The sequence below is a fragment of the Acidovorax sp. Root267 genome (genome assembly GCF_001429215.1).
GTDB classification, from domain to species: domain Bacteria; phylum Pseudomonadota; class Gammaproteobacteria; order Burkholderiales; family Burkholderiaceae_C; genus Acidovorax; species Acidovorax radicis.
Genome location: NZ_LMJC01000032.1, coordinates 201,924 through 226,969 on the forward strand (window position 1 = coordinate 201,924; position 25,046 = coordinate 226,969).

Annotated in this window: 23 protein-coding genes; 4 read left to right on the forward strand and 19 right to left on the reverse strand. The window is 67.3% G+C overall.

Annotated features, from left to right (window positions below; translation table 11 throughout):
- Positions 1-148 precede the first annotated feature (148 nt).
- Positions 149-3,991: a DUF748 domain-containing protein gene (locus ASE39_RS23040; protein ID WP_057272649.1), complete on the reverse strand. Its 3,843-nt coding sequence runs from the start codon at positions 3,989-3,991 to the stop codon at positions 149-151.
- A 298-nt stretch (positions 3,992-4,289) separates the two neighbouring features.
- Positions 4,290-5,051, reverse strand: coding sequence for an alanyl-tRNA editing protein (locus ASE39_RS23045; protein WP_010466152.1), 762 nt, complete (start codon positions 5,049-5,051; stop codon positions 4,290-4,292).
- A 112-nt stretch (positions 5,052-5,163) separates the two neighbouring features.
- Between ASE39_RS23045 and ASE39_RS23050 the strand changes: the two genes are divergently transcribed.
- The 3 genes from ASE39_RS23050 to ASE39_RS23060 are packed head-to-tail and all read left to right on the forward strand — an operon-like array spanning position 5,164 to position 6,918.
- Entirely contained in the window at positions 5,164-5,523 is a 360-nt protein-coding gene (locus ASE39_RS23050; RefSeq protein ID WP_057272650.1) for a hypothetical protein, read from the forward strand.
- Between the two features lie 31 nt (positions 5,524-5,554).
- On the forward strand, positions 5,555-6,415 hold the full coding sequence (locus tag ASE39_RS23055; protein ID WP_057272651.1) for a creatininase family protein: 861 nt from the start codon (positions 5,555-5,557) through the stop codon (positions 6,413-6,415).
- A 38-nt stretch (positions 6,416-6,453) separates the two neighbouring features.
- Positions 6,454-6,918 (forward strand): GNAT family N-acetyltransferase, encoded by a 465-nt coding sequence (locus ASE39_RS23060; RefSeq protein ID WP_057272652.1) that lies wholly within the window; start codon positions 6,454-6,456, stop codon positions 6,916-6,918.
- A gap of 176 nt (positions 6,919-7,094) precedes the next feature.
- On the opposite strand, the gene ASE39_RS23065 is transcribed toward ASE39_RS23060, so the two are convergent.
- From ASE39_RS23065 to ASE39_RS23120, 12 genes are all read right to left on the reverse strand, one after another.
- Positions 7,095-7,766 carry a histidine phosphatase family protein gene (locus ASE39_RS23065; protein WP_057272687.1) on the reverse strand — a complete coding sequence of 224 codons (672 nt, stop codon included), beginning with the start codon at positions 7,764-7,766 and terminating at the stop codon, positions 7,095-7,097.
- Between the two features lie 96 nt (positions 7,767-7,862).
- The gene (locus ASE39_RS23070; RefSeq protein ID WP_057272653.1) at positions 7,863-8,846 is read right to left on the reverse strand and encodes a threonine dehydratase; all 984 of its coding nucleotides are present in this window, start codon (positions 8,844-8,846) and stop codon (positions 7,863-7,865) included.
- A complete protein-coding gene (locus ASE39_RS23075) occupies positions 8,843-9,484 on the reverse strand; it encodes a LysE family translocator (RefSeq protein WP_010466140.1) in 642 nt (213 codons plus the stop codon). The genes ASE39_RS23070 and ASE39_RS23075 overlap by 4 nt, the downstream gene beginning before the upstream one ends.
- A gap of 5 nt (positions 9,485-9,489) precedes the next feature.
- Positions 9,490-10,203: a VOC family protein gene (locus ASE39_RS23080; RefSeq protein WP_199864324.1), complete on the reverse strand. Its 714-nt coding sequence runs from the start codon at positions 10,201-10,203 to the stop codon at positions 9,490-9,492.
- Entirely contained in the window at positions 10,200-11,075 is an 876-nt protein-coding gene (locus ASE39_RS23085; RefSeq protein WP_057272655.1) for a PhzF family phenazine biosynthesis protein, read from the reverse strand. The genes ASE39_RS23080 and ASE39_RS23085 overlap by 4 nt, the downstream gene beginning before the upstream one ends.
- 177 nt (positions 11,076-11,252) lie before the next feature.
- A complete protein-coding gene (locus ASE39_RS23090; RefSeq protein ID WP_010466133.1) occupies positions 11,253-12,116 on the reverse strand; it encodes a PhzF family phenazine biosynthesis protein in 864 nt (287 codons plus the stop codon).
- 8 nt (positions 12,117-12,124) lie between these two features.
- A complete protein-coding gene (locus ASE39_RS23095) occupies positions 12,125-12,751 on the reverse strand; it encodes a glutathione S-transferase (protein ID WP_010466131.1) in 627 nt (208 codons plus the stop codon).
- Between the two features lie 3 nt (positions 12,752-12,754).
- Complete coding sequence (locus ASE39_RS23100; protein ID WP_010466129.1) at positions 12,755-13,966, reverse strand: PLP-dependent aminotransferase family protein; 1,212 nt, start codon at positions 13,964-13,966, stop codon at positions 12,755-12,757.
- An 87-nt stretch (positions 13,967-14,053) separates the two neighbouring features.
- A complete protein-coding gene (locus ASE39_RS23105) occupies positions 14,054-14,383 on the reverse strand; it encodes a DHCW motif cupin fold protein (RefSeq protein WP_057272656.1) in 330 nt (109 codons plus the stop codon).
- A gap of 5 nt (positions 14,384-14,388) precedes the next feature.
- The gene (locus tag ASE39_RS23110) at positions 14,389-14,859 is read right to left on the reverse strand and encodes a RidA family protein (protein ID WP_057272657.1); all 471 of its coding nucleotides are present in this window, start codon (positions 14,857-14,859) and stop codon (positions 14,389-14,391) included.
- On the reverse strand, positions 14,856-15,770 hold the full coding sequence (locus tag ASE39_RS23115) for a DMT family transporter (protein ID WP_057229779.1): 915 nt from the start codon (positions 15,768-15,770) through the stop codon (positions 14,856-14,858). The genes ASE39_RS23110 and ASE39_RS23115 overlap by 4 nt, the downstream gene beginning before the upstream one ends.
- Positions 15,767-16,381 carry a LysE family translocator gene (locus ASE39_RS23120; RefSeq protein WP_057272658.1) on the reverse strand — a complete coding sequence of 205 codons (615 nt, stop codon included), beginning with the start codon at positions 16,379-16,381 and terminating at the stop codon, positions 15,767-15,769. Before ASE39_RS23120 ends, ASE39_RS23115 begins: the two co-directional genes overlap by 4 nt.
- A gap of 147 nt (positions 16,382-16,528) precedes the next feature.
- Here ASE39_RS23120 and ASE39_RS23125 point away from each other — a divergent pair, with 147 nt between their 5' ends.
- Positions 16,529-18,019 carry a PLP-dependent aminotransferase family protein gene (locus ASE39_RS23125; protein ID WP_010466119.1) on the forward strand — a complete coding sequence of 497 codons (1,491 nt, stop codon included), beginning with the start codon at positions 16,529-16,531 and terminating at the stop codon, positions 18,017-18,019.
- 157 nt (positions 18,020-18,176) lie between these two features.
- Here the strand turns inward: ASE39_RS23125 and ASE39_RS23130 are convergent, their stop codons facing one another.
- From ASE39_RS23130 to ASE39_RS23150, 5 genes are all read right to left on the reverse strand, one after another.
- On the reverse strand, positions 18,177-19,412 hold the full coding sequence (locus tag ASE39_RS23130) for an HDOD domain-containing protein (protein ID WP_057229777.1): 1,236 nt from the start codon (positions 19,410-19,412) through the stop codon (positions 18,177-18,179).
- Between the two features lie 74 nt (positions 19,413-19,486).
- Positions 19,487-20,740, reverse strand: a complete 1,254-nt coding sequence (gene flgL / locus ASE39_RS23135; protein ID WP_010466115.1) for a flagellar hook-associated protein FlgL — start codon at positions 20,738-20,740, stop codon at positions 19,487-19,489.
- 27 nt (positions 20,741-20,767) lie between these two features.
- Positions 20,768-22,744: a flagellar hook-associated protein FlgK gene (flgK, locus tag ASE39_RS23140; protein WP_010466114.1), complete on the reverse strand. Its 1,977-nt coding sequence runs from the start codon at positions 22,742-22,744 to the stop codon at positions 20,768-20,770.
- 20 nt (positions 22,745-22,764) lie between these two features.
- Complete coding sequence (gene flgJ, locus ASE39_RS23145; protein ID WP_010466112.1) at positions 22,765-23,682, reverse strand: flagellar assembly peptidoglycan hydrolase FlgJ; 918 nt, start codon at positions 23,680-23,682, stop codon at positions 22,765-22,767.
- A gap of 140 nt (positions 23,683-23,822) precedes the next feature.
- On the reverse strand, positions 23,823-24,965 hold the full coding sequence (locus tag ASE39_RS23150) for a flagellar basal body P-ring protein FlgI (protein WP_057272688.1): 1,143 nt from the start codon (positions 24,963-24,965) through the stop codon (positions 23,823-23,825).
- Between the last annotated feature and the right edge of the window lie 81 nt (positions 24,966-25,046).

Here is a 25,046-nt window from a genome sequence, read left to right on the forward strand (position 1 = left end):
GCCCAAGGGCCATCGCGCGCCGCCCCATGCTTGGAGCCCTCCGCCTTTTGAAACTGGCGCGCCCTGGGCGAGTGCACCCGTGGATCCGGCTTTGCCGGTCCACCGGGTGCGTCCCCCTCTGGGGGAAGCCGCGCAGCGGCTCAGGGGGCTACTGAGTAGTCAGGGTCAATTCCGCACGCGGTGTCCACTTTTCAGGCGGGTTGCCCGCCTTGGGGGCGGCCACGAACAGCCGCTCCACGGGCAGCTTCTGCGACACCAGATACGAACGGATGGCCTGGCCGCGCTGCGTGGCCAGATCAGCCGCCATGGCCTCGGTGGCCGGCTGGTTGGCCAGCAGCAGGGCTTCCATCTCGGGCACGGTGAGTTCCTTGGCCAGGCCGACCAGGTTGCGCGGCTTGGGCATGTCGGCGCGGCGGTACACCTCCTTGAGCAGGGCGGGGTATTCAGCCGCCGACACGGGGGCGGTGTCCGCCGGGTTGGCGCGGCGCTTTTCGGCCAGCACCAGCTGCTGCACGCGTTCGCGCTGCAGGCCTTCGCGTTCCTCCTTGAGGCTGGCCATGCCTGTCACGGTGATCTTGAGGGTGGGACGGTCGGTCAGGGCCTTGACCACCTTGCCCAGGTTCTGCTGCGCCTCGGGCGTGAGCGCGGCGCTGCCGGGGGCAAAGGGCACGTTGCTCATTTCGTCGCCACCGCCAAAGGCACTGGCCAGCAGGCTGAAGGGCGAGGTCAGCGCCTTGCCGATCAGGTTCACGATGATCTTGAAGATCACGGGGCCGACGCGGAACTGCGGGTCGTTGAGCGAACCGCTGATGGGCAGGTCCAGGTCGATCACCCCGTTGCGGTCGGCCAGCAGGGCCACGGCCAGTTTCACAGGCAGGCTGTTGGGCGCGCCTTCCACGGGTTCGCCAAAGGTCAGCTGGTTGAGCACCAGCCGGTTGCTGGCGGTGAGCTGGCCATTGGGCAGCACCTTGTAGTTCACGTCCACGCTGAGCTTGCCGCGTTCGATGCCATGGCCCGCGTACTTGACCGCGTACGGCGTGAGCGGTGGCAGCTCCAGGTCGCGCACCTTGCCCACGATGTCGAGCGCCAGGGGCTTGGCCAGCGGGTTGAGCTTGCCGGTGACTTCGAGCGACGCCGAGCCCTCGGCGCGGCCGCGCAGCTCCAGGTCGGCCAGCAGGGGCTCGCCGCCGGGGGCTTCGGACGAAAACGCGCTGAGCTTGCCGGTCAGCTCGGAGAGGTCGGCCGAGTAGTTGGGCTTGATGAAAAAGTCCGAAAACAGCACCTTGCCATTGACCAGGCTCACCGGGCCAAACACCACCACAGGGGCCAGCGGGTCAGCCTGGGCCACGGCGGCCGGGGCGGTAGACGCTGCGGCGGCGGGTGCAGACGCTGCGGGCGCTGCGGCGGTCTGGGCGGCTGCAGGGGCGGCTGTAGGGGCGGCTGTAGGGGCGTTGGCGCTGGCTGCATTGGCGGCCTGGGCCTCGGCCGGGGTCTTGGCGATGTCGGTGAGGTTGATGCGGCCCGCTTCGTTGATCGTGATGCGGGCGAAAAAATCGACCAGGCTGGTCTCCTTGACCTCCACGCGCGGTGCGGTGCCGGGGGCGGTGGCCACGGAGAGGCCCCGCAGGTTCAGGCTCTTCCAGGCCAGCAGTTCCTCGCCCACTTGGGCTTCGGTCTTGGGGGTGGATGCGGCGGTGCTGTTGGCCTTGAGTTCTTCGACCACCGCATCGCCCGCCAGGCGCAGGCTGATGCCTTTGTCCGTCTGCGCCAGGGTCACCTGACCGCGATAGCCCACATCGGCGCGCAGCAGCTCCACCGCGAACTGGCTGGCCAGATAGCCGTCCAGTGTGTGCAGGGGCAGGCGGGTGGCGTCGAGCTTGCCCTGGGTGGCCAGCGGCTGCAGCGCCAGCGTGCCCTGGTAGTCGAGCTTGCCCGGTGCTGTCTTGTTGCTACCGCCCTTGCCCGGCGCGGCTGCGCGGGCCGTGAGCTGGAAAGCCTCGGGCTTGCTGCCGTCGGTGGCCAGGTTGCGGGCGGTGATGCCCAGGGAGGTCACTTCCAGCGCCACGGGGCGCTGTTGCGCGTTGTCGGCCAGCGAGACGGTGCCGCCTTGCAGCGAGAAATCGGCCACGCGCAGCTTCCACGTTGGGGCGTTGGGGGCAGAAGATGGTGTGCTGCCTTGCATGGCGGGTGCCGCTTTCAGCCAGCGCTCGAACATCCAGCGCCCGTCCGCGCCCCGTTCCACCGCCAGTTGCGGCTGGCTGAGCGCCAGGCGCTCCAGCGTGGCGGTGCGCGCGTCCAGGAGCACTTCAGCGCCCGCGATGTCGAGCTTGCCCAGGCTGGCCAAGGTGGTCTTGCCCTGCTTGACGGCCAGCTGCTCCAGCGCCAAGGGGCCTGCCTTGACCGTGACACCCGTGGCACCGGCCTGCGCGGCCTGTGGCGTAGGTGCTTGCCACACCACACCCACGTCGCCGGTGAGCTGGCCGGTCACCACGGGCTCCAACGTCTGGGCCAGGTAGGGGGCGGCCAGCTGCAGCGCCAGGGCGTTGAGGGTCGCGTTGACCTGCGCCTTCTGGTCGGTGGCTTCGCCGGTAAAGCTGAGCGTGCTGCCCTGCAGGTTGAGCCCGCCTTTGAAGGTGAAGGGCTTGGCATTCTCTTTGGCAAAGGGCACGGCGACGTCGGCCGCATCCAGCGTGACCTCGGTGGCCTGCAAGGCCGCTGCGGGGCGCGTGGTCTGGTCGGCCCAGCGCAGGGTGCCGCCGCGCACGGCGGCGGTGGCGACTTCCACCACCCAGGCGGGAGCGGCCTTGGCCTTGGCTTTGCTGGAGGAAGCGGGGGAGGCAGAGGCCGATGCTGCGCTGGCGCTGGCCAGTGGCGAAGATGCCGGTTCAGCAGAAGATGCAGGCGCCGCAGGTGTGGTGGTCTTGCCCTTGACCGGCGAGGGGGGCGGTGCGGGCGGAGCCAGTTGGGCGAGGTTGATCTGCCCGGCTGCATCGCGCGTAGCAGTCACCACGGGCGCCGTCAGCTCGATGTGCTGCAGGCGCACTACCTGGTCCAGCGGGCGCACATCGGCCATGTCGATTTTCAGGCGCTCGTAGCTCAGCAGGTCGGCGCCCTGGCGGTCGGTCATGCGCACCCCGCTGGCTTGCACGGTGCCGGTCAGCTTCACGGCCATGCGGGGGTGCTGTTCGAAGGCCACCTTCACATCCGCGTCCAGCGTGGCGCCCTGCACCCTGACGGGCAGGTCGGCCGGCAGGTAGGCCAGGTACGGTGCCAGATTCAGCCCGTCCAGGCGCAGCTGTGCATCGGCCTTGCCGGTCTGCGCAAACGGGGTGCCCTGGGCAGACGAGTCGAACCGGCTGCCATCGAGCGTGAACGCCAGGTGGGGTTCCACCTTCACCTCGCGCTGCGAGGGCAGGGTGCTGATGAAGGGTACCGTGAAGGCCAGCGCGCGCACTTGGTGGGTCTTGTCCACGGCCTGGTCGATGAAGTCGATGCTGCCGCCTGTCAGCGCCAGGTTGTACAGCGCCAGGCGCGCGGGGCCGGTGTCGGGCTCGCCCGTGGGCGCCGTGACCTTGGCGATGATGTCGTCCACGTCGTAGTGGCCGTCACCCAGGTGGGTGAGGCGCAGCACGGGGTTTTCGATGGTGAAGGCGTCCACCACGGGCGCCAGGCGCAGCAGCGATTGCAGCTCGCCATCGGCGTAGATCCGACCAATCGTCAGCTGCGGGGGCGCACCTTTGGCGCCCGCCACGGCCACGTCGCGCAGTGCGAATTCCAGGCTCCAGGGCTGGAAGTCGATGCCCCCCACGGTGACTGTGCGGCCCAATTGCTCGGAGGCGATGCGCTCCAGCGGCCCCTTGACCAGGGGCGGGATAGCCAGCCAGGTGACCAGCCACAACACGATCAAACCCACCAGCGCGCGGACGGCGGGGCGGAACCAGCGGTGCTGGCGCAGGGAGGCAAACGAGACGGAGCGCAGAGAGATCGGCATGGCAGCAGGCAAAAGTGAGCGCCGCAGCCCCAGGACGCCTGGTGCAAGAAGTCCAAAAAAAGCCGCGCGCGCGGGCCGCTATTGTCCCCGTTGTGGGTCCGGCGGGGTAAGCCACTGCAACCGGGGGCTGCGGCGGCTCAAGATTGTTGACATTTGAGGGGCGTGCTCGTCGCTGCGCTCACTGGGCAAAGCCCAGCACCATCCTGCGGGTGGTGGTTGATGCCAAGGCTTTTGGTGCGCACTCACTTGCGTTGCACGCAAATGAGTGCACCCCAAAGAAAAGCGCTCTTCGCTACGCTCACTGGGCAAAGCCCAGCACCACCCTGCGGGTGGTGGCGCTTTTCTTTTCAATCTTCGTCACCACGATGGCGCCGAGCTCCGACGTATTGGCCACATGCGTGCCGCCGCAGGGCTGCAGGTCGATCAGCGGTGCGTCGTTGTCGCCCCCGATGCGGATGGTGCGGATGCGTCCGGTGCCACGCGGGGGCTGCACGCTCATGCTTTTGACCAGGGCAGGGTTGGCGTCCAGTTCTTCGTCACTGATCGAAGCCACCGTGAGCGGGTGCGCGGCGGCCACCAGGGTGGCGATGGCGGCGGTGAGGGCTTCCTTGTCGAGCGGGTCGGTCATCGCAAAGTCCAGCCGCGCGTAGTCGGGCGTGATGGAGCAGCCATTGACCAGCTGCGGAACCACATGGCACAGCAGGTGGGAGGTGGTGTGCAGGCGCATCATGCGGTGGCGGCGCTCCCAGTCGATGCGGGCCGTGACGGCGGTGCCTGGTCCCTGTAGGGCCAGCTGCGCCACGCGGTCTTCCTGCCCGGGGGCGGGGATGTGCACGATGTCGCTGGTGGGGTTGCCTTCGGCGTCCTTGCCCTTGCGGGTGTCGGTGATGGCGATCTCGGTGCCGTCGGCCAGCACCAGCACGCCGCTGTCACCGGCCTGGCCGCCGCCCAGGGGGTAGAACACGGTCTGGTCCAGCACGATGCCGGTATCGGTGACGGCGGTGATGTGGGCACTGCATTCGCGCAGGTAGGCGTCTTGGCGGAAGAGGTCTTGGGTCATGCGGTGATGGTAGCGGGATGGGCGGCGGCGCGCGGCGGTGGGGCGGGCGCTATGCTGGGCTGCAGGGGTTTCTGCCACCCATCATCCCGCGCCGCTCCACCTTCGGTTTTTCATGAACACGCCCTTGCCCTCATCGCCACAGTCGTCTTCTTCGGCCCCGCTTTCGCGCAGGGCGGTGTGGGTCTCGCGCACGCTGGACGTGCTGTTGCTGGGGCTGTGCGTGGCATTGGGGGGCCTGTCCTACTACACCTTCACGCTGTACTGCGAGAGCTTTGGCTGCCTGGGCGTGGGTCTGTTGTGGATGCTGTGGGTCGGGCTGGCAGCGGTGGGCTGGGTGGTGGCTCTGGTGGTACGCGCCTGGCAGCGCCGCCGTGGCCTGGGCAGCTGGGCCAGTGGGTTGGCATCCACCGCTCTGCTGGTGATGGGCGTGGCACACCTGCTGGTCTGGCTGGGCAAGATGGCGCTGAAGTGACGCGGCCCGGAACAGGCCCTAACATCGCGGCATGACCGCTGCCGCCGCGCCCCAATCTGCACCACTCTCCTTGCCCTCGCACTTTTGGGCCGACCTGTCCACCCGCGACTTTGCTGCGCTGCAGCACAGCGGCCAGGCCGATCAGGTCGTGGCGGTGTTGCCCGTGGCCGCCGTCGAGCAGCATGGCCCGCACCTGCCGCTGTCGGTGGACGCCACGCTACTGCAGGGCGTGATCGACGCTGCATTGCCGCAACTGCCTGCCGACCTGCCCGTGCTGTTTTTACCGTCACAGAACGTGGGCCTGAGCCCGGAGCACATCCGCTTTCCGGGCACGCTCACGCTGTCTCCCGCCACGGTGATAGCGTTGTGGACCGAGATCGGTGAATGTGTCGCCCGTGCGGGCATCAAGAAGCTGCTGCTGTTCAACGGCCACGGCGGCCAGGTCAGCGTGATGGACATCGTCGCGCGCGAGCTGCGCACGCGCTGCGACCTCATCGTCTACAGCGCCAGCTGGTTCAGCTTGCCGCTGCCCGACGCGGTGGCCAGCCAGTTCAGCGGCGAGGAGCACCGCTTTGGCATCCACGCGGGCGAGATCGAGACCTCGATGATGCTGCACTTGGCACCCGGCACGGTGCACATGGAGCATGCGCGGGATTTCCGCTCCACGTCGCAAGACCGGTCGGAGCGCTACGCCATTCTGGGCAACGGCAAAAGCGCCAAACTGGGCTGGCAGATGCAGGACTACCACCCGGCGGGTGCCGTGGGCAATGCGGCAGGAGCCACGGCGGACAAGGGGCGGGCGGTGGTGGATGCTGCGGCAGGGCAACTGGTGGCGCTGCTGCAGGAGCTGGTGCACCTGCCGCTGCAGACCGTGCGCCCCGAGACCGAATGAGCGAGCGCATTGGTGCAGTCCCTCCCGTCCGCCTCCGCATGACCACGATCCGGCGCGCCATCTTCCCCGACGATCTCCCCGCAGTCACCGCAATCTTTCGCGAGTATGTCCAGAGTCCGACGGCCAATCTTGACTTTCAGGACTATGAGCAGGAGTTCGCAGCGTTGCCCGGCAAGTACGCGGCGCCCGATGGCTGTGTCCTGCTGGCCCTTGTCGAGGGCAGCGTGGTGGGCTGTGCGGCCCTGCGCCGCGTGGAGGGCGGCACCTGCGAGTTGAAGCGTGTGTATGTGCGGCCAGCAGCCCGGGGAATGGACTTGGGGCGACAACTGGTCGAAGAGATGCTGCGCGTTGCTCGCCAGGCCGGCTACCGGCGCATGTGCCTGGACGTGCTTCCCGAATTTGTTGCGGCCCAAAGGCTCTATGAATCCTTGGGCTTTGTCACGGCAGAGCCCGTGAGCTTCAACCCGGTGCCGGGAACCCGGTTTCTGGCGCTGGATTTGTAGAGGGGCGGTAACGCCTCCCCACACAGGTTCCGGTGTGAGAGCGGCCTGGGGTCGCGGTGCTGCTGCCTGGCCCAGTTGGGGGCAGGCATGTCAGTTTGCTATAAATTACATAGCTATTGACGCTTTTCCAATAAGTGCTAGAAGCCAAAAATACCCAAAAATTCCGGCCTCAGGCGTCAAGCATGTGTCACCCATCCCGCATGCTCCAGCTCATTCAAATGCGGCAGGGTGTTGAACGTCTGCAGCATCAGCCGCTTGGGCGCAATCGAGAACTCCGTCACCGCGCTGTTGCGGATGCGCATGTTCAGCGCAATCGTCACCTCGGGTGCGGTGCCCAGCACCTCGCCCACGGCCGTGGAGATGGGGCCGCCGCTGCTCACCAGCAGTACGTTGTGGCCCGCGTGGTGGTGCCGCACATGGTCCAGCGCGCTGCGCACACCGGCTGAAAATTCGTTCCAGCTGGGCATGCCCTGGGGGCTGATGACGCCTGCCATCCACTGCGCCAGCGCGTCGCACAGGATGCGAAAGTGCGCGCGGTAGCGCTCTGGCGTGTCGGCCGGGCCCAGGGGCTGGGGGTGAATGGCCGCGATGAGTGCGTGGCTGTCGTATTCGTTGAGGCCTGGCAATTGCAGCACTTCGTGCGTGGTCTGCAGGCCTTCGGCGATGCCTTCCAGCGTTTGCGTGTGGCGGCGCAGCGTGCCGGTGATGACGGCGTCGAACGCCATCCCCCGCGCTCGCCAGTATTCGCCCAGGCGCACGGCCTGTTCGCGGCCCCGGGCGCTGAGCACGTCATAGTCATCTGCGCCAAACGAGGCCTGGCCATGGCGCACGAGGTAGAGGGTTCCCATGCGGCGGATTGTGGCCAGAACAGGGCCCTGGCGCTTGTCACGCAAGCGACCAATGCTACTGAATGAATAGCATGGTAGCTTGTGTCTGCAACGGGATCAGCCCGCCAGAACGCTGCTGAACATGGGCGCATCGACGTTGCCGCCCGTCAACGCCAGGCCCACGTGCAAGCCCTGGAGCTGGTCGCGCTCCTGCAGCGCCGCCGCCAGCGCGGCAGCGCCTGCGCCCTCGGCCACGTTGTGCGTGTCGGTGAACAAGGCGCGCATGGCGGCGGCCACTTCGGCATCGCTCACCTGCACGATGTGGTCGATGTGCGGGGCCATCACGGCCAGGGCTTCGGGGTCTGCCACGCGGCAGGCCATGCCGTCGGCGAGTTGGGTGGTGACGGGCGCCTCGACCACGCGGCCTGCCGCCAGCGAATCGGCATAGGTGGTGGCGTGGCTGCTGACCACGCCCACCACGCGCACGGGGTGCTGCAACGCCAGCTTGGCAGCGATGGCCGAGCACGCGCCCGAGCCCTGGCCGATGGGCACATACACCACGTCGAGCTGCGGCACTGCGCGCAGGAATTCCCACCAGTAGGTGCTCACGCCACGCAGCAGGTCGGGGTGGAAGCTGGGCACCATGTGGGCGCCGCGCTGGGCGGCCAATTGAATGGCGTGTTCGCGCGCTTCCTGAAAGTCGTCGCCGTGTTCGATGAGGGTGACGCCCAGCGCGCGCATGGCGGCGTTCTTCTCGACCGAGTTGCCACGCGGCACGACGATGGTGCAGGCCACGCCGTGGCGGTGCGCGGCCCAGCCCATGCTCTGGCCGTGGTTGCCGCGTGTGGCGCTGATGACTTCAGAGGGCAGTGCGCCGCGCTGGGCGAGCTGGTCGAAGTAAGTCAAGCCACCGCGAATCTTGAAGGCGCCCACGGGCGTGTGGTTTTCGTGCTTGAGCCAGCAGTCGGTGCCCAGGCGCTGGCTGAGCAGGCCCCAGCGGTACTGGGGCGTGGCGGCGAAGTCGCGGTACACCACCTCGGCAGCGGCTTCGATGTCGGCCAGGGTGGGCAGCAGGGCGGTGGGGTCGAGGCGGGTGTTCATGCGGCGGCTTTCTTTTCGGTGAGGAGGCGCAGGGCCAGCAGACCCAGGACGGTGCCCATGAAATAGCGCTGGGCGCGCATCCATGCGGCGTTGCGGTTCAGGAACAGCGCCACGCGGGCGGCGCACAGGATGAGCAGCGTGTTGACGGCTGCGCTGGTGGTGATCTGCACGGCACCCAGCGTCAGGCTCTGCAGCAGCAACTGGCCGCGCTCGGGGTGGAGGAACTGGGGGAAGAACGACAGGTAGAACATGGCCACCTTGGGGTTGAGCAGGTTGGTCATGAAGCCCATGAGGAACAGCGTGCGCGGCCGGTCGTGGGGCAGGTTGCGGGCTTCGAACGGCGCGTTGCCGCCGGGTTTGACGGCCTGCCATGCCATCCACAGCAGATACGCGGCACCGGCGTAGCGGATGGCGTCGAAGGCCAGCGGCACGGCGGCCAGCAGCGCCGTCAGGCCCAGGGCAGCCGCCAGCAGGTGCACGACAAAACCCAGCACCACACCGGTCAGCGAGATGAGCCCGGCGCGTGGCCCCTGGGTGAGGCTGCGCGAGACGCAGTACACCATGTTGGGGCCGGGCGTGAGCACCAGCACGAGGGCGGCGAGTGCGAAGAGCAGCAGTTCCTGTACAGAGAAAAGCATGGCGGTTACTCCTGGGGGGTGAACGACGAGAGAGTGACCGGGCCCCGTGGCGTGCTGAGCTGCGCGGTGAGCCGGGGAGTGTTGCCGGGTGTGATGGCGACGGAGTTTGCTACCCCCACGGCTTCGCACGCGGCCTGCAGCGTGGCGGCCTGCGGATGCTGCAGCGCGAGCTGCTGCAGTTGCACACCACTGGCGGGCAGGCTGCTGCACGGGTGCACGTCGCCCCACTGGATGAGGGTGGGCAGGCAGCCGTCCATGAGGCGCAGGCCGTCGTCGCGCACGGTGATCTGCCATTGCAGCAGGCCATTCGGCGTGGGGCGGCTGGCGGTGACGATGGCGCCGCGCTCGATGCCCCGCGCCGCCAGCGCGGCACACCGCTCGGCCACGTCGGGCACGCTGGCCACCCAGTGGATGAGCTGTGGGCCGTGTTGTGCCACCTGTTGTCGCAAGGCAGCATCATCCATATCAAACCAGCGGCTGGCGCTTTCTGGTATTGCGGGAATAGCTCCCTTGTTGATAGCAATGATCTCCAGGTAGGCGCGCGGGTGGGTGGGCCCGGAGACATTGAAGATGCGGTTGTGCGTGCCCATCAGAGGGTGTTCACCGCCCGCTGTGGGGGTGATGCCCAGCGTGCGTTCGCACCAGGCTACGCCGCTGACCAGGTCGGCGGCCAACACGACCAGATGGTCTACGCACGGGGCCAAGGGGCTCGCTGTCACAGCAGCACCTCGCCCGACACGCAGGTGACCGAACTGCCGCCCACCCAGATCGTGTCGCCGTCCTGCTCCACATAGACGCGCCCGGCGCGGCCCAGGCAGGTGCCCTGGCTGGCCACGTATTTTGTGGGGGCCAGGCCCGCGCCGATGAGCCACTGGGCCAGCGCGGCGTTCAGGCTGCCGGTGACGGGGTCTTCGGCCAAGCCGTTGTTGCCGGGGAAAAAGGCGCGCACTTCAAAGGCGATGCCTTCGGCGTCGGTGCTGCCGATGACACCGACCTTTCCGCGCGGTCCGACCACGCCCACATCCAGCTGGCCCAGGATGCTGGCGTCGGGCTTGAGCGCCAGCACCTGTTCGCCGCTGCGCAGCATCACACCGCGCCAGTTGGGGCCGTTGTCGCACCAGGCGTGGTGCAGGATGTCGCTGCGGTCCACCCCCAGACCCCGGGCAATCAAGGCCACGTCGTCTTCCGCCAGCGGGCCACTTTTGATCAACGCAGGCGCGGCAAAAGCCAGGCGGTCGCCGTCCTGGCGCAGCGCGACCAGGCCCACGCCACATTCCTGCACCACCTTGCCGGCCACCTGGGGCTGGCCCCCGGCCTGCAGCCAGGCGTGGCAGCTGCCCAGCGTGGGGTGGCCGGCAAAGGGCAGTTCGCGCCCGGGGCAGAAGATACGCACGCGGTAGTCGGCACCGGCGGCGCGGCCTTGCAAGGTGGGTGGGAGCAAGAAGGTGGCTTCTGACAGGTTGGTCCAGTTCGTGAACTCCTGCATGGTTTCGGTGGACAGGCCCGTGCCGTCCAGCACCACGGCCAGTGGGTTGCCCCGGTAGGCCTGGGCGGTGAAAACATCGACTTGTTTGAAGGGGCGTTGTTGCATGGTGGTCAGGGTCCTTGAAGCAAAAAAGCGGTGAAACGGGCGGTGGATCGGTCGCGCTGGGCACGCCGGGGGCTGACCGGGGGCCTGGGGTTCTTGGGCTTGTGTTCGGTGGGCACCTGGGGGAAGGAGTCCGCCGGGGTGGGGGTCAGCCGCTGGGGCGCGGGGTTTTGGACCAGCTCATAGCAGCACCGAGCCTTCAATGCAGGTGACGGCGCGCCCGCCCACCCAGAGCTGGTGGTCGTTGTCCTGCCGGATGTGCACGCGGCCCGCGCGGCCCAGGCATTCGCCCTGGGCCACCAGGTAGCTGTGCGGGGCCAGGCCGTCGGCAATCAGCCATTCGGCCAGGCTGGCGTTGAGGGTGCCGGTGACCGGGTCTTCGGGGTTGCCCATGGGGGCGGCAAAGGCGCGCACCACCACGCCGGGCTGGGTGGTGTCGCTGGCGGTGGGGCCGACATGGATCACGCCCACGTCCTGGCCCAGGTCTTTCAGGCGCGCGTGGTCCGGGCGCAAGCCGAGCACGGTGTCCGCGCTGTCGAGCAGCAGGCCCAGCCACACGGGGCCGTTGTCCAGCAGTTGCGCACCCAGGATCTGCTGGGGGCGCAGGCCCAGCGCGCTCGCAATCAGCGGCACCAGGGCGGGGCTGGGCGCGCTGCGCTTGAGGGGCGGGGCGGCAAAGGCCAGCGTGTCATCGGTCTGCGCGATACGCACCAAACCCAGCGCGCACTCCTGGATCACCATGCCGCTCTGGCGCGGTGTGTTGCCCGCCTGCAGCCACGCGTGGCAGGTGCCCAGCGTGGGGTGGCCGGCAAAAGGCAGCTCGCCGTTGGGGCTGAAGATGCGCAGGCGGTAGTCGGCGCCCGCAGCGTGCCCTGCCTCGGTGGGGGGCAGCAGAAAGGTGGTTTCCGACAGGTTGGTCCAGGCCGCAAAACGGCGCATGTCGCTGTCGTTCAAACCCTCGGCATCCAGCACCACGGCCACGGGGTTGCCGTAGCCGGGGCGGTCGCTGAAGACGTCGATCTGCTTGAAGGGGCGCTGGTGCATGGTGAGGTTCAGGAGAGAGGCTGGTCCAATACGCCCCGAGCGCCGGGGCGGGTGCTGACCGCGTTGTACCACCGCTCCAGGTGCGGCCGTGCGATGCGGTCCTGTGGCAGGCCCCACCAGCGGTGGATCTCGCAGCCCACGGGAATGTCGGCCATGGTGAACTGCTCCCCCGCCATGAAGGGCTGGCGCGCCAGGTGGGCGTCCAGCATTGCCAGCAGGGGCTCGGTGGCCGCCACCGACGCGGCAATCAGCGCATCGTTGCGCTGGGCTGGGGGCGTGCGTATCCACTGAACAAAGGCATCGCGCCCGGCCGGGTTCAGGGTGGTCTGCTGCCAGTCCATCCACTGCTCGGCCACAAAGCGCTCGCGCAATGCGTCGGGGTACAGCGCACCCATGGAATGCCGGGCACACAGGTAGCGCACGATGGGGTTGGATTCCCACAGCACGGTGTCCGTATCCTCATCCTCAATCAGCGGCACCAGGCCGTTGGGGTTGAGGCCGAGGTAGTGTGCCTCGCGCACGATGCCGTACTGGCCGCCCGCGTCGGTGCGCTGCAGCGTGATGCCCAGCTCCTGCGCTGTCCACACCACCTTGCGCACATTGATGGACGACAGGCGCCCCCAGAGCCTCAGCATGGATCAGCCTTTGTTCTGCTCATCGCGTATCGAAGCGGCCAGTGCCGCGATGCCGGTCGCGATCTGCTCCACGCTGGAGGTCACGAACGACAGGCGCAGCGTGCGCGGGTCGGCGTTGTCGGCATAGAAGGCCGCGCCGGGCACGAAGGCCACGTTGCGCTCCACGGCCTTGGGCAGCAGTTCGACGGCACTCATGCCTTCGGGCAGGCGCACCCACAGGAACATGCCGCCGTCGGGGCGGTTCCATTGCACGGAGAGGCCCTGCATTTCCTTGTCGAGTGCCGCCAGCATGGCCTCGCACTGCTGCTTGTACAGCGCGCGGATGGTGGGCACATGGCGGTCCAGGAAGTTGCCCTTCATCACCTCGGCCACCAGGCGCTGGTTGTAGCCGGGGGTGTGCAGGTCGGCCGCCTGCTTGGCCTGCAGCAGCTTGGGGTACACCGCCTTGGGCGCCACGACGAAGCCCAGGCGCAGCCCGGGGGCCAGCACCTTGGAGAACGAGCCCATGTAGATGCAGCCATCGGGGTTGCGGGCGGTGAGCGGGGCGGGTGGTGGGTTGTCGAACCACAGGTCGCCGTAGGGGTTGTCCTCCACCAGCGGCAGGTTCAGTTCGGCGGCAGCCTGCACCAGGGCGGCGCGGCGGGCTTCGCTCATGGTGCGGCCCGTGGGGTTCTGGAAGTTGGGCAGCACGTACAGGAAGCGCGCCTTGTTGGCACCCGTGCCCACCTTGGCCTTCAGGTCATCAATCAGAACGCCTTCATCATCGCTGGCCACGGACACCACGGCAGGCTCCATGGGCGTGAAGGCCTGCAGCGCGCCCAGGTAGGTGGGTGTTTCCACCAGCACGCGGCTGTCCGTGTCGATCAGCACCTTGGCGATCAGGTCCAGGGCTTGCTGCGAGCCGGTGGTGATGAGAATCTGCTCGGGGTCCACGCTCCAAGGCAGGAAGTCGGCGATGGCCTGGCGCAGCGGGGCATAGCCTTCGCTGGCGGCGTATTGCAGTGCAGCTGGGCCATCATTGGCCAGCACGGCGGCGGAAGCTTCGGCGAAGGCCGACACCGGGAAGGTCTTGGGTGAGGGCAGGCCACCCGCCAGGCTGATGATGCCGGGCTTTTCCGTGACCTTCAGGATTTCGCGGATGACCGAAGGGTTCATGCGCTCGGCGCGGCGTGCCAGGGTCCAGGTGCTGGTCTGTGGGAGGTCGTTCAGTTTCACTCTCGTTCTCCTGTGGGCGGTTCGCAAATGACCACCCTGTTGCAAAGTCTAAAAAATCGGAATGCGCGGGCCGTGCCGGGCGCTCTGTCAGTCCACGATGAACAAGGTGGCACCCTGTGGGGATGTGGACCGATGGGGTTCTGCATTGTCGGCCACCTGGTAGCTCATGCCCGGCGTCAGCGTGAACCGGCGGCCGTCGGCCAGCTCGGTGTGCAATTCTCCGCCCAGGCACAGCAGCACGTGGCCCTTGACGCACCAGTGGTCCGACACGTAGCCCGGTGTGTACTCCACCATGCGCACGCGCACGTCGCCGAACTGTTGCGTGCGCCAGAAGGCCTGGCCGGCCTCTGCGCTTTTTTCTTCGCGCGGAATGCCAGACCAGTCGGTGGTGGCAAACGGGATGTGGTGCATTTGCATGAATATCAGTCCTTCAAGGAAACCACCGCTTCGATCTCCACCGCGAAGCCGCGCGGCAGCGAGCCCACGCCCACGGCCGAGCGCGCATGCCGCCCCGCATCGCCGAACACCTCGACCAGCAGGTCGGAGCAGCCGTTGATGACCTCGGTGTGCTGCATGAAGTCGGGGGTGGCGTTGACCATGCCCAGGACCTTCACGACGCGGCGCACGCGCGACAGGTCGCCCAGTGCAGCCTTCATCGTCGCGATCAGGTGCAGTCCCACCTCGCGGGCATGGTCCCTGGCTTGCGCGGCGCTGATTTCGCGCCCTACCTTGGGCACGTTGGCCATGTCTTCGCGGGCGGGAGAGCCCTTGCCCGACAGGTACAGCGTGTTGCCGTCGAGCACATAGGCGTCAAAGTTGCCACGGGGTGCGGTCATGGCGGGCAATACCAGGCCCAGTTGCTGCAGGCGTTGTTCCGGGGCGATGGGGGTCATGCGGGGGCTCCTTGGTGAACGGGCATCTTCTTGCCCACAAATACGGTCGCGATCACGGCCAGTGCAAACACCACCGTGACGGTATCCAGGCGCTCTCCGAGCAGCGGCACGGCGAAAAGCAGGCTCAGGAAGGGCTGGATCAGCTGGATCTGGCTTACGCGCACAGCGCCCAGTGCCAGCGCCCGGTACCAGGCAAAGAAGCCGATCCACATCGAGAACAGCGCCACATAGACAAAGCCCAGCCAGCTCATGCCGCCGATGGCCGAGGGCACGGCGGGTGCAAACCACCAGGCGATGGGAATGGTCAGTGGCAGGGAACACACCAGGACCCAGCAGATGACCTGCTCGGCCCCCAGCCTCGGCGTGAGGCGGGCGCCGCCGATGTAGCCGAACGCGCCCGTGGTCATGGCAATGAGCAGGTAGATGTTGGCTGCGCCCAGGTAGACGCCACCCGCACGCCACACCATGAACCCCAGTACCAGGCCGCTGCCCAGCACGGCGCAGGCCCAGAAACCGGCGGAGGGCCGTTGCCGGAACCACAGTGCGCCCAACAGGGCGGTGGACAGTGGCAGCAAGGCGGTGACCACGGCCCCATGGGTGCTGGGCACATGGCGCAGCGCGAGGGCCAGAAACAGCGGAAACCCCACGATCACGCCAAAGGCCGTGATGGCCAGCAGCGGCCATTCGGCTTTCCGTGGAAGGTTGAGGCGCCCGCGCACATGCTGCAGCCACAGGTAGGCGATGGACAGCAGCCCTGCCACGGCAGCGCGGCCGAACGTGACAAACCAGGGCGACAGCTGCGGCGCGTCGGTGGGCCCCACGGCAAGGCGGGTCATCGGCAGGGTGGCCGCAAACAAGGTGACGCCCACCAGCCCCCAGATCAGCGCTTCGCGTTCTTGTGCGTTGTTCATAGGGAAAGCATCCAGAGGGCGGTGGCGACGAGCACCAGGGCCAGTGCACGGTTGAACCAGAGCAGGCGCCGGCCCTGCGCCAGCCACTGGCGCAGCAGCGAGCCGATGAGCGCGTAGGCAAAGTTGCTGGTGAAGGCAAACACCATCATCACCACACAGATGATGGCGAGGCGCTCGCCCGGATTGGTCGAGGGCTGGCCTGCGGCGTTGACCACCCAGCCTGCGCTGAGCGTGAGCGCCAGCATCCAGGCCTTGATGTTCACGAACTGCAGGCCCACGCCTTGCCAGAAGGTCACGTTCAGGCGCGAGGTGTCGACCTCGGTCATCTGGCCTGCGCGGCTGAGCTTCCAGGCCAGCCAGAGCATGTAGGCCACGCCCAGCAGCGTCACGGCCCAGCGCAGCGCGGGCACGCCGGTGATCAGGGCGCCCAGGCCCAGGCCGCTGCCCAGCATGAGCAGTGTCCAGCCCGTGGGCACCGCGAAGCAAAAGCGCAGCGCGCGCTTGAGACCCAGGTTCGCGGCCAGTGCAGTGGACAAGGTGGTGTTGGGCCCCGGCGAAAAACTCATCGCGGTGCAGAACAGCAGCAGGGCAGTCAGTTCGGGGGCGGTCATGGGCAGGTGTTTCCGGGCTTTTTGGCGGGTGGCTTGTCAGCGCCTGGGCTTCAATGTAATCTTCGATGCCAGTACACAATCAATACAGTTAAGCAGCGCAGTTCGTGATCTGTATTGGCTGCGATAACAGTACACAAGGACACGGCCATGCTGATGAAAACCACCACCCAGTCGCTGACCGAGCAGCTGTCGGCGCGTTTTGGCGAGCGCATCCGCAACCGGCTGTTGGCACCTGGCGCGCGCCTGCCTTCGGTGCGGCAGTGCGCGCAGCAGCATGGCGTGAGTCCTTCCACTGTGGTGGCAGCGTATGACCAATTGCTGGCGCAGGGCCTGGTGGAGGCGCGCAAGAATCGGGGCTTCTTTGTGCGCGAGATGGCCACAGGACAGGTGGAGCGGGTGCCGGAGGACGACGAGACGGGAGCCCAGGAGGTCGAGCGTGCCATGGGCAACTGGAGCACCGCGCACTGGTTTGCGGCCCGTGGCGCCGGGCGCGGCGCTGCGCGGGGGGCGCCGCCGGTCAATGCCACAGCGCTGATCCGCGGCATGTTCCACAAGATCAGCGACAAGCCGCAGCCCGGCATGGGGGTGTTTCCGCCCGCCTGGCTGGAGTCCACGTTCATGCCCGCCGCGGTGCGCAAGGTGACCAGCACGCGCGCGCTGAATGATTTTTCACTGCAGTACGGCGAGCCACTGGGCGACACGGGGCTGCGCCGGGTGCTGTCCAAGAAGCTGGCCACGCTGAACGTGCATGCGGCCCCCGAAAACATCATCACCACCGTGGGCGCCACACACGCACTCGACATCGTGAGCCGCACGCTGCTGCGCCCGGGCGACCCGGTGATGGTGGAGGAGCCCGGCTGGGCGGTGGAGTTTGCGCGGCTGGCGGCGCTTGGCATGCACATCTTGCCCGTGCCGCGCCGCGCCGACGGGCCCGACCTGGAGGTCATGGCGAAATACTGCGAGGTGCACCAGCCAAAGCTCTACGTGAGCGTGAGCGTGTTCCACAACCCCACGGGCTATTGCCTGTCGCCGGGCAGCGCACACCGCATCTTGCAGCTGGCCAACCAGTACAACTTCCATGTGGTGGAGGACGACACCTACAGCCACATTGCCCCCGAGCACGCCACGCGCCTCACGGCGCTGGATGGCCTGCAGCGCACCATCTACGTGAGTGGCTTTGCCAAGATCCTTGCGCCCAACTGGCGCATCGGTTTCATGGCGGCACCGCCTGCGCTGGTGGAGCAATTGCTGGACACCAAGCTGCTGGCCACGCTGACCACGCCCGCGCTGCTGGAAAAGGCCCTGGCCCTGTGCATCGAACAGGGCCAACTGCGCCGCCACGCCGAGCGCATCCGCACGCGGCTCGATGCTGCGCGTGCGCGCAGTGTGAAGCTGGCGCTGGGGGCCGGATGCACCTTTGCGGCCGAGCCTGTGGGCCTGTTTGGCTGGGTGGAGACGGGGGTGGACACCGACGCGCTGTCGCAGCGCATGCTGGACGAAGGCTACCTCCTGGCGCCCGGCGCGCTGTTCCATGCAGAGCGCAAACCCAGCACCCTCATGCGCATCAACTTTGCCACCACGCAAGAGGCGGAGTTCTGGAAGACTTTCGAGCGTGTGCGGGCAGAGCAGGGCCGGTGACCCCAGGCTATCGGGCTATTGCGAATGGGCCGACGGAGGCCTGTCGCGCAGCCTGTGAAACTGGCACAACGCAAACCAGCAGACGCGGCGGAACTGGCTTTGCCAGGCCGCTTGCGTCGTCCCCCTTGGGGGGAAGGCGCGAAGCGGCTCAGGGGGATTACTTTCTCTCTACTTCCAGATCGGCCAGCACACGCAGCAGGGCGCGATTGACCTCTTCCAGGTCCAGCTCGTAGGTTTCGCAAAGCTGGCGGATGGCGCTGGCGTCGTCCGTCTCCAGCGCGCAGGCCATCTGCAGGCCGCCGGTGTAGGGGCCGGTGCGCAGCACCGTGGCGTCGTAGATGCGCTCGGACAGGGGCAGGCGGCGCAGGATGGTGCCCAGCGGCTCGCCCAGCAGGTCGTCCAGCTGGGAAACCAGACCACACAGGTAGATCTCGCGGCGCAGGTCGTTCTCGACGCCCGCATCGAGCAGGTGGGCGGTGAGCTCGGCACGCATCACCATGGCCTCGCGCACCGGCTGCATGTTGGGGTCGGTGCTGGCATGGGGCAGTTGGTCGGACAGCCAGCGCTTGATGGAGCCGTAGCCCATCATCACCAGGCCCCGGCGCAGCGAGTCGATGCCCGTGCGCAGGCCCAGGGCCGCAGAGTTGGTGTACACCATGAAGCGGTAAGCAAGGATTGGGTCCTGGCCCATGATGTCTTCAAAGGTTTCCAGCGACTGCTCTGCGTCGATGGCCTTCATGAGCTTGAAGATCACCGCGTGCGAAGGCTGCTGGGGATGGTGGCGCAGGCTGTAGAGCACGTCTTCCGCCGGCCATCCCGCCAGTGCCAGTGCGTTGTGCTGGTCCAGGCAATGCTCCATGAGCGCACGGCTGGCGATGCCTTCGTACATCTGCCCGGCCAGCACGGGGCTGGTGGCGCGTATTGGCTGCGGGGGAGCGCCGCCGGGGCGGGTGGCAGGGGCCGCCTTCAGGGCTGCCACGGCGTCTTCGGGGCGCAGGGTGAGCAGGCTGTTGTCAAAGCACTGGGCAATGTCGGGCTCGGGCAGCCGGCCCAGCTCGCCGCGCCACACGAGCTTCAGGCCCCGCTGGTGGGCGGCCTTGACGTGTTTGTAAATGGTCGAGTCGGACAACCAGTCGCCGCGTACCTCGATCCACGGCGCACCCCGCGGCGCATGCTCCAGCATGTTGGACAGCAGCTGGTGGCTTTGGGGGGACAGCAGGATCGGAGGGGAACTGGCGGACCACAGCTCCTGCAGCGTGCGCAGCAGGTGGGCGGTATCGACCAGGGCCGAGGCCTCGCTGTGCACATAAAGCTGGATGGCCGCGAGTTTGCGGGCGCGGTTCCACAAGGGGCGGTAACCCAGAATCAGGCTGCCAAGGACAGATTGGACCATGTGCTCTCAGGCAATGTGACGGGGGCCTGTTCCCGGGGCGTGGGGGGCTCACCCCATCACCGCGTGAGCAAGTCCTAGCTAATGAAATTGAACAGGGACAGCTTCTGAACCTGCGCATAGGACTTGAGCGCTGCCTCATAGCCCACCTGCTGGTTCTGGAAGTCTGAAATTCCCTGGATCATATCGAGATCCTCGGCCCGCGAGCGGTCGCCTTCGAGCTGGATGGACCGCTTTTCCTGGTCGCCCGTGATGCGGTCCGCGCGGTTGAGCAGCTCGCCCGCGTAGCCGCGCATGTTGTGCATGCGTTCCAGGCCGATGTCCATGTTGCCCAGGGCCTGCCCCACCGCCTGTGCCGCCGCATTGCTGTCGGGGGCATTGCGGATGTCGCGGATCGCGTTGTCCATGGTGCTGAACATGCTCGGGCTGGGCTGCAGGGTGATGGCGTCCCCGGTGGCGGGGTTGCCCTTGATGTCGAAGCTCAGGCCCGGAATGCTGGTGATGGAGATGGTCACCGGCTTGTCCGATGGATAGTCGGGCACCACCACGGCCGGCGACACGGCGCCGGTGGTGGTGTTGGTGAGCGTGTAGGTGGCGGTGGTCGTGCCCGGTGTGGCGCCCGGGCCTACCGCGCTGAAGGTGATGGTGTAGTTGTCGCCGGTCACCAGGCTGGGGTTCACGGGGGTGACCGCCGTGGTGTTGAGGAAGCGGCTGGAGGGGATGGCGCTGACGCCTGCGGTGTAGACCCCGTCGCGCTGCGGATCGAACATGAAGGTGGCTTCGCCGTCCAGCGCGCCGGGAATGGATACGCCACTGCTGGCTGTCTGGCCGGGCAGCCCCTCGAAGGTGTAGTCGGGGCTGCTGCTCAAGGGGCCGAGGAACGGTGCGAGCGCGCTGCCCAGGGAGCTGAGCAGCGGAACGCCGTTGGTGTCCTTGCGGTTGGCCACCTCCAGAAGCTGCTCGCGCAGGCCCTGCAATTGGTTGGCGATGGTGGTGCGGTCGTTGGGCGTCAGGGCCGCACTGCCGGCGTTCACCACCAGCTCGCGGAAGTTCTGCACCAGGTCCACCGCATCGCCCAGGGCAGACTCGGCCTGGGCAATCGCGTTGCGCTGGGTTTCCAGTGCGCGCTGCTCGGTCTGGACGCGCGCCAGCCGGTTGATGGCGCGTTCTGCCTGTGCGGCCGACACGGGGTCGTCGCTGGCCCGCACCACGCGTTTTCCCGAGGTCAGGTTCTCCTGCAGGTTCGACAGGTTGGTCTGGCGCGTGCCCAGGTTGCGCAGGGCGTTGTCATACATGTTGGCCGTGCCAAGGCGGTAGATGCTATTGCTCATGTCGAACTCCTAACTCCTGTCCCGCCGTCAGCGGCCGAGGCCTTGCAGCAGCGAGTCAAAGATGTTTTGCGCGATCTGGATCATTTTGGACGATGCCTGGTACGCCTGCTGGTATTGGATCAGCCTTGCGGCCTCTTCGTCCAGATTGACCCCGGAAATCGCAGTGCGATCCCGCTCCAGATTGGACGCGATGGTGGTGGACAGCTCGGCCGCGAACAGCGCGCTCTGGGTGCGGGTCCCCACCTGGGAAATGGCGCCCGCATAGCCGTCGGAGAGCGTGGATTCATCGAACATCTTCACGTCCCGCAGGCCCATGAGGGCGTTGGCGTTGCCGGAGTTGCGCGTGAAGATGTCGCCGTACTGCGGGTCCGAGGCATTGCCGATGACCACGGTATCGCCCGTGTTGGGGCTGCCCTGCAGCTTGATCTCCCACCCGTTGATGGAAATGGGCGTACCAGGCGTGTAGGGCTGTGCGGCGGCAATCGTGGTGGGCGGTGCGGTGCCGCGGTCCAGCACGTCGTAGGTGGTGGGCGGGCCGGCCGTGAACTGCAGCTGGATGCCGCCCAGGATGGGGGGCAGTGCGGCGGGGTTGGCATTGGGCGGCAGTACCAGCCCCGGCGGGTTGGGCAGGCCGGTGGCCTTGAGGCCGGCCAGCTGCATCGTGCCGCCGTTGGAGGTGCCCATGGCCGCATTGATGGGGTTGGCCGCTGCCAGATCGCGTGGCGAATACACCAGCGACTGGATGTTGGCCGCCGCCGTGCTGAACGGCTTGAACAGCATGCGCTCGCCCGGGTTGCCGGGCGTGGTCAGGTTGAAGTTGAGGCCGTCGATCTGCAGCGTGGCCAGGTTGGCCGCGTCGGTGAACGGGGTGGAGGTGCCGTCCGACAGCCGCACCACCTGCCCGGCCGTGCCGGTGGTGAAACGGATTTCATAGTCTGACGCCGCGAACTGCGTGGGGCCGGTGAAGGACACCGTGCCCACGCCCGCGCCGTTGGTGTGGCCTGGCATGCTGGCGGGCAACGCGAACAGGTCCTTGCCCAGCGCACCGTCGAGCGTGAGGCCCAGGTTGTGCTGGTCGTTCATCGTCATGCCGATGGCCATGGCCATGCGGCCCAGCAGGTTGCGTCCCTCGGCCAGATCGGTGTTGTTGAAGCGCAGCAGGCCCGACATCGAGCCCCCGCCGAGCACGTTCTCGTCCATTTCCACGGCCGGTGCACCGGGCCGGTTGAAGAACAGCTTGATCTGGCCGCTGCCGGGGAAGGCGGTGGCATCGTCTACCGAGAGGCTGGTCGCCGTGGTGCCCAGCACCAGCGGCTGGCTGCCCGCCACGAACAGGCCCACCGTGCCGTCGTCGGCCGGGATCTGTGTGGTCTGCACGTACTGGTTGATGTCGCGGATGATCTGGTCGCGCTGGTCCAGCAGGTCATTCGGGGTCTGTCCATTGCCCTTGGCGCGCGCGATCTGCTCGTTCACACTGGCCATCTGCCCGGCCAGGCTGTTGACGGCGGTGATGCTGCTTTGCAGCTGCTCGGTGACGGTGTACTGGATCTCGTTGATGCGGTCGGCGGCCGAGCGCATGCGCGACGCGGTTTCGTCCATGCGCGTGAGCACCACGGTGCGTGCGGTGATGTCGGTGGGGGCGCTCACCACGTCCGAGAACGCATTCATCATGTCGTTGATGGCGGCACCCAGGCCGGCCGTGCCGCCGCTGAAGACCTCCTGCAGCTGGCGCAGGCGCTCGGCCCGCACGATGTCGGACGACTGCACGGAGCCCGCCGTGGCCGACTGGCGCGTGAGCAGCTCGCTCTGGTTGCGCAGGATGGTCTGCACATCCACACCCTGGCCGATATAGCCACCCCCCGTGAACTGGCCCTGCACGGTCTGCAGCACCACGGTCTGGCGCGAATAGCCGGGCGTATTGACGTTGGCGATGTTGTGGCCCGCCGTCTGCAGGGCCACCTGGTTGGCCAGCAGGGCGCGGGCGCCGACGTTGAGAAGACTCATGGCTTACCTCGGCTTTCTCATCACGCCTGGGCGCGCTGTACGCGCAAAGCGCTGTTGATGGCGCCGCTGAGCTTTCGGGCGTACTCGGGGTCGGTGGCGTATCCGGCCTTTTGCAGCTCGGCCGCATAGGCCACGGCCGAACCGTTCTTGGCGGTGGCCTGCGCCTTTTCGTAGCGGGGGCTTTCAGTGATGAGGCGGGCGTAGTCGCGGAACGAGTCCTCGTACGAGTCGTAGGCGCGGAACTTGGCGGTCACCTTCTGGGCCTTGCCGTTGATGTATTCGGTGGTGGTGATCTCGGCCACCTTGCCCGTCCAGCCCTTGCCGGCCTTGATGCCGAACAGGTTGAACGAGTTGGAGCCGTCCTTGTGTTTGATCTCGCTCTTGCCCCAGCCGGTTTCGTGGCCGGCCTGGCCCAGCATGAAGCTCGCCGGAATGCCACTCTCCTGGGCCACGCGCTCGGCGGTGCCGGAGAGGTGCTGCACAAATCCATCGCGCCCCTTGGGTGCGGGTGCCGTCGCCTCAGCCGGGGTGCCGGTGGCCGGTGCCGCTGCACGCGGCAGTGCCTGCGGCAGGCTCAGCGTGGAAGGCACGGAGAAGTTCGCATCGGCACCGCCCATCTGGCGCGAGAGCTGGCGCGCAATCGCTTCAGAAAGCCCGCCCTGCTGGCCGGACATGCTGACCGACAGCTGCTGGTCCAGCATGTCCTGCCCCAGGTTGGCCTGCTCGCCTTCCATGAGGCCGGATTTCATCGTGGCGTCGCGCATGCTCTTGATCAGCTCGCGCATGAACAGCGACTCGAACTGCTTGGCCACTTCGCGGGTGGTCTGGGCGTTGTTGGCCGTGCCCGCGTCGTACTTGAGCGTGTTGAGCGAGCGGATGTCCACCGCCAGCGCATTGGACGTGCTGGTGGTGCTGGACGAAGGGAGTGTGAGGGCCATGGTCAAGCCTCCTGCGCTGGGCTACCCACAGACAGTGAATTTGGCGCTGCCCAGGCCTGTGCACCCGTGGAACTGGCTTTGCCAGGCCACCGGGTGCGTCCCCCTTTGGGGGAAGGCGCGAAGCGACTCAGGGGGAGCATTTAGATCACTTCCAGCTCGGCGTTGAGCGCGCCAGCGGCCTTGATGGCCTGCAGGATGGCCAGCAGGTCTTGGGGTGTGGCGCCCAGTGTGTTGAGCGCCTTCACCACGTCCGCCAGCTGGGGCGAGGGCGGCATCTGGATGATGTTGCCCGGCTCCTGGTTGATGCGGATGTCGCTTTGCTGCGCCACCACGGTCTGCCCTTGCGAGAGCGGTGCGGGCTGGCTGATGATGGGCGTCGAGCTGATGGTGATCGAGAGGTTGCCGTGCGCAATGGCGCAGGGGCCCAGCGTGACCGCCTGGTTGAGCACCACCGAGCCAGTGCGTGCGTTGATGACGACCTTGGCCGAGGGGGTGGACGACTCCAGCGCCAGCTCTTCGAGGTCGGCAATGAAACCCACGCGTGCGCCGGGGTCGATCGGCGCGCGCACCTGCACCGTGCGGCCGTCGAGCGCCGTGGCCAGGCCACTGCCGAGCTTGGTGTTGATGGCCTGCGCCACGCGGCGCGCAGTCTGGAAGTCCGAGGCGTTGAGCCCGAGGTTGATGGTGTCGCCTTCGTTGAGCGGCGTGGGCACGGCGCGCTCGACCTGCGCGCCCTGCGGAATGCGGCCTGCGCTCAGGTGGTTGATCTGCACCTTGCTGCCGCCGGCCGATGCTCCGGCGCCACCGACCACCACATTGCCCTGGGCCAGCGCATAGATCTCGCCGTCGGCGCCGCGCAGCGGCGTGACGATCAGCGTGCCGCCCTTGAGCGACTTCGCGTTGCCCATGGAGGAGACGTTGATGTCGATCGTCTGCCCCGGCTGCGCAAAAGCGGGAAGCTGCGCCGTGACGATCACGGCCGCCACGTTCTTGAGCTGCAGCTGGCCCGCCGCGCTGGGGGGCAGGCTGATGCCCATCTGCTGCAGGTAGTTGGACATGGCCTGCGTGGTGTAGGGCATCTGTGTGGTCTGGTCGCCCGTGCCGTCCAGCCCCACCACCAGGCCATAGCCCGTCAGCTGGTTGCTGCGCACCCCTTGCACCGCCGCCACTTCCTTGATGCGCAAGGCATGTGCGGGCGCCGCCACACCAGCGGCCACAAGGGCCAACAACAGCCACAGCGCGCGCACGGGGCGTGACAGGAGGGAGTGGGACAAGGCTTTCATGGCATCCATTGTGGGCGGCCCCGCCAGGAACTAAAACCCAAAAAGAAGCGGGTTCACCGGCCTATTGCGTGGGTTCCAGGG

What these genes read in the sequence shown, in the direction of transcription:
- ASE39_RS23040 (WP_057272649.1), bottom strand. Translation starts at nt 3,991, where the DNA reads ATGCCGATCTCTCTGCGCTCCGTCTCGTTTGCCTCCCTGCGCCAGCAC.
- ASE39_RS23045 (WP_010466152.1), bottom strand. Translation starts at nt 5,051, where the DNA reads ATGACCCAAGACCTCTTCCGCCAAGACGCCTACCTGCGCGAATGCAGT.
- ASE39_RS23050 (WP_057272650.1), top strand. Translation starts at nt 5,164, where the DNA reads ATGAACACGCCCTTGCCCTCATCGCCACAGTCGTCTTCTTCGGCCCCG.
- ASE39_RS23055 (WP_057272651.1), top strand. Translation starts at nt 5,555, where the DNA reads ATGACCGCTGCCGCCGCGCCCCAATCTGCACCACTCTCCTTGCCCTCG.
- ASE39_RS23060 (WP_057272652.1), top strand. Translation starts at nt 6,454, where the DNA reads ATGACCACGATCCGGCGCGCCATCTTCCCCGACGATCTCCCCGCAGTC.
- ASE39_RS23065 (WP_057272687.1), bottom strand. Translation starts at nt 7,766, where the DNA reads ATGGGAACCCTCTACCTCGTGCGCCATGGCCAGGCCTCGTTTGGCGCA.
- ASE39_RS23070 (WP_057272653.1), bottom strand. Translation starts at nt 8,846, where the DNA reads ATGAACACCCGCCTCGACCCCACCGCCCTGCTGCCCACCCTGGCCGAC.
- ASE39_RS23075 (WP_010466140.1), bottom strand. Translation starts at nt 9,484, where the DNA reads ATGCTTTTCTCTGTACAGGAACTGCTGCTCTTCGCACTCGCCGCCCTC.
- ASE39_RS23085 (WP_057272655.1), bottom strand. Translation starts at nt 11,075, where the DNA reads ATGCAACAACGCCCCTTCAAACAAGTCGATGTTTTCACCGCCCAGGCC.
- ASE39_RS23090 (WP_010466133.1), bottom strand. Translation starts at nt 12,116, where the DNA reads ATGCACCAGCGCCCCTTCAAGCAGATCGACGTCTTCAGCGACCGCCCC.
- ASE39_RS23095 (WP_010466131.1), bottom strand. Translation starts at nt 12,751, where the DNA reads ATGCTGAGGCTCTGGGGGCGCCTGTCGTCCATCAATGTGCGCAAGGTG.
- ASE39_RS23105 (WP_057272656.1), bottom strand. Translation starts at nt 14,383, where the DNA reads ATGCAAATGCACCACATCCCGTTTGCCACCACCGACTGGTCTGGCATT.
- ASE39_RS23110 (WP_057272657.1), bottom strand. Translation starts at nt 14,859, where the DNA reads ATGACCCCCATCGCCCCGGAACAACGCCTGCAGCAACTGGGCCTGGTA.
- ASE39_RS23115 (WP_057229779.1), bottom strand. Translation starts at nt 15,770, where the DNA reads ATGAACAACGCACAAGAACGCGAAGCGCTGATCTGGGGGCTGGTGGGC.
- ASE39_RS23120 (WP_057272658.1), bottom strand. Translation starts at nt 16,381, where the DNA reads ATGACCGCCCCCGAACTGACTGCCCTGCTGCTGTTCTGCACCGCGATG.
- ASE39_RS23125 (WP_010466119.1), top strand. Translation starts at nt 16,529, where the DNA reads ATGCTGATGAAAACCACCACCCAGTCGCTGACCGAGCAGCTGTCGGCG.
- ASE39_RS23130 (WP_057229777.1), bottom strand. Translation starts at nt 19,412, where the DNA reads ATGGTCCAATCTGTCCTTGGCAGCCTGATTCTGGGTTACCGCCCCTTG.
- flgL (WP_010466115.1), bottom strand. Translation starts at nt 20,740, where the DNA reads ATGAGCAATAGCATCTACCGCCTTGGCACGGCCAACATGTATGACAAC.
- flgK (WP_010466114.1), bottom strand. Translation starts at nt 22,744, where the DNA reads ATGAGTCTTCTCAACGTCGGCGCCCGCGCCCTGCTGGCCAACCAGGTG.
- flgJ (WP_010466112.1), bottom strand. Translation starts at nt 23,682, where the DNA reads ATGGCCCTCACACTCCCTTCGTCCAGCACCACCAGCACGTCCAATGCG.
- ASE39_RS23150 (WP_057272688.1), bottom strand. Translation starts at nt 24,965, where the DNA reads ATGAAAGCCTTGTCCCACTCCCTCCTGTCACGCCCCGTGCGCGCGCTG.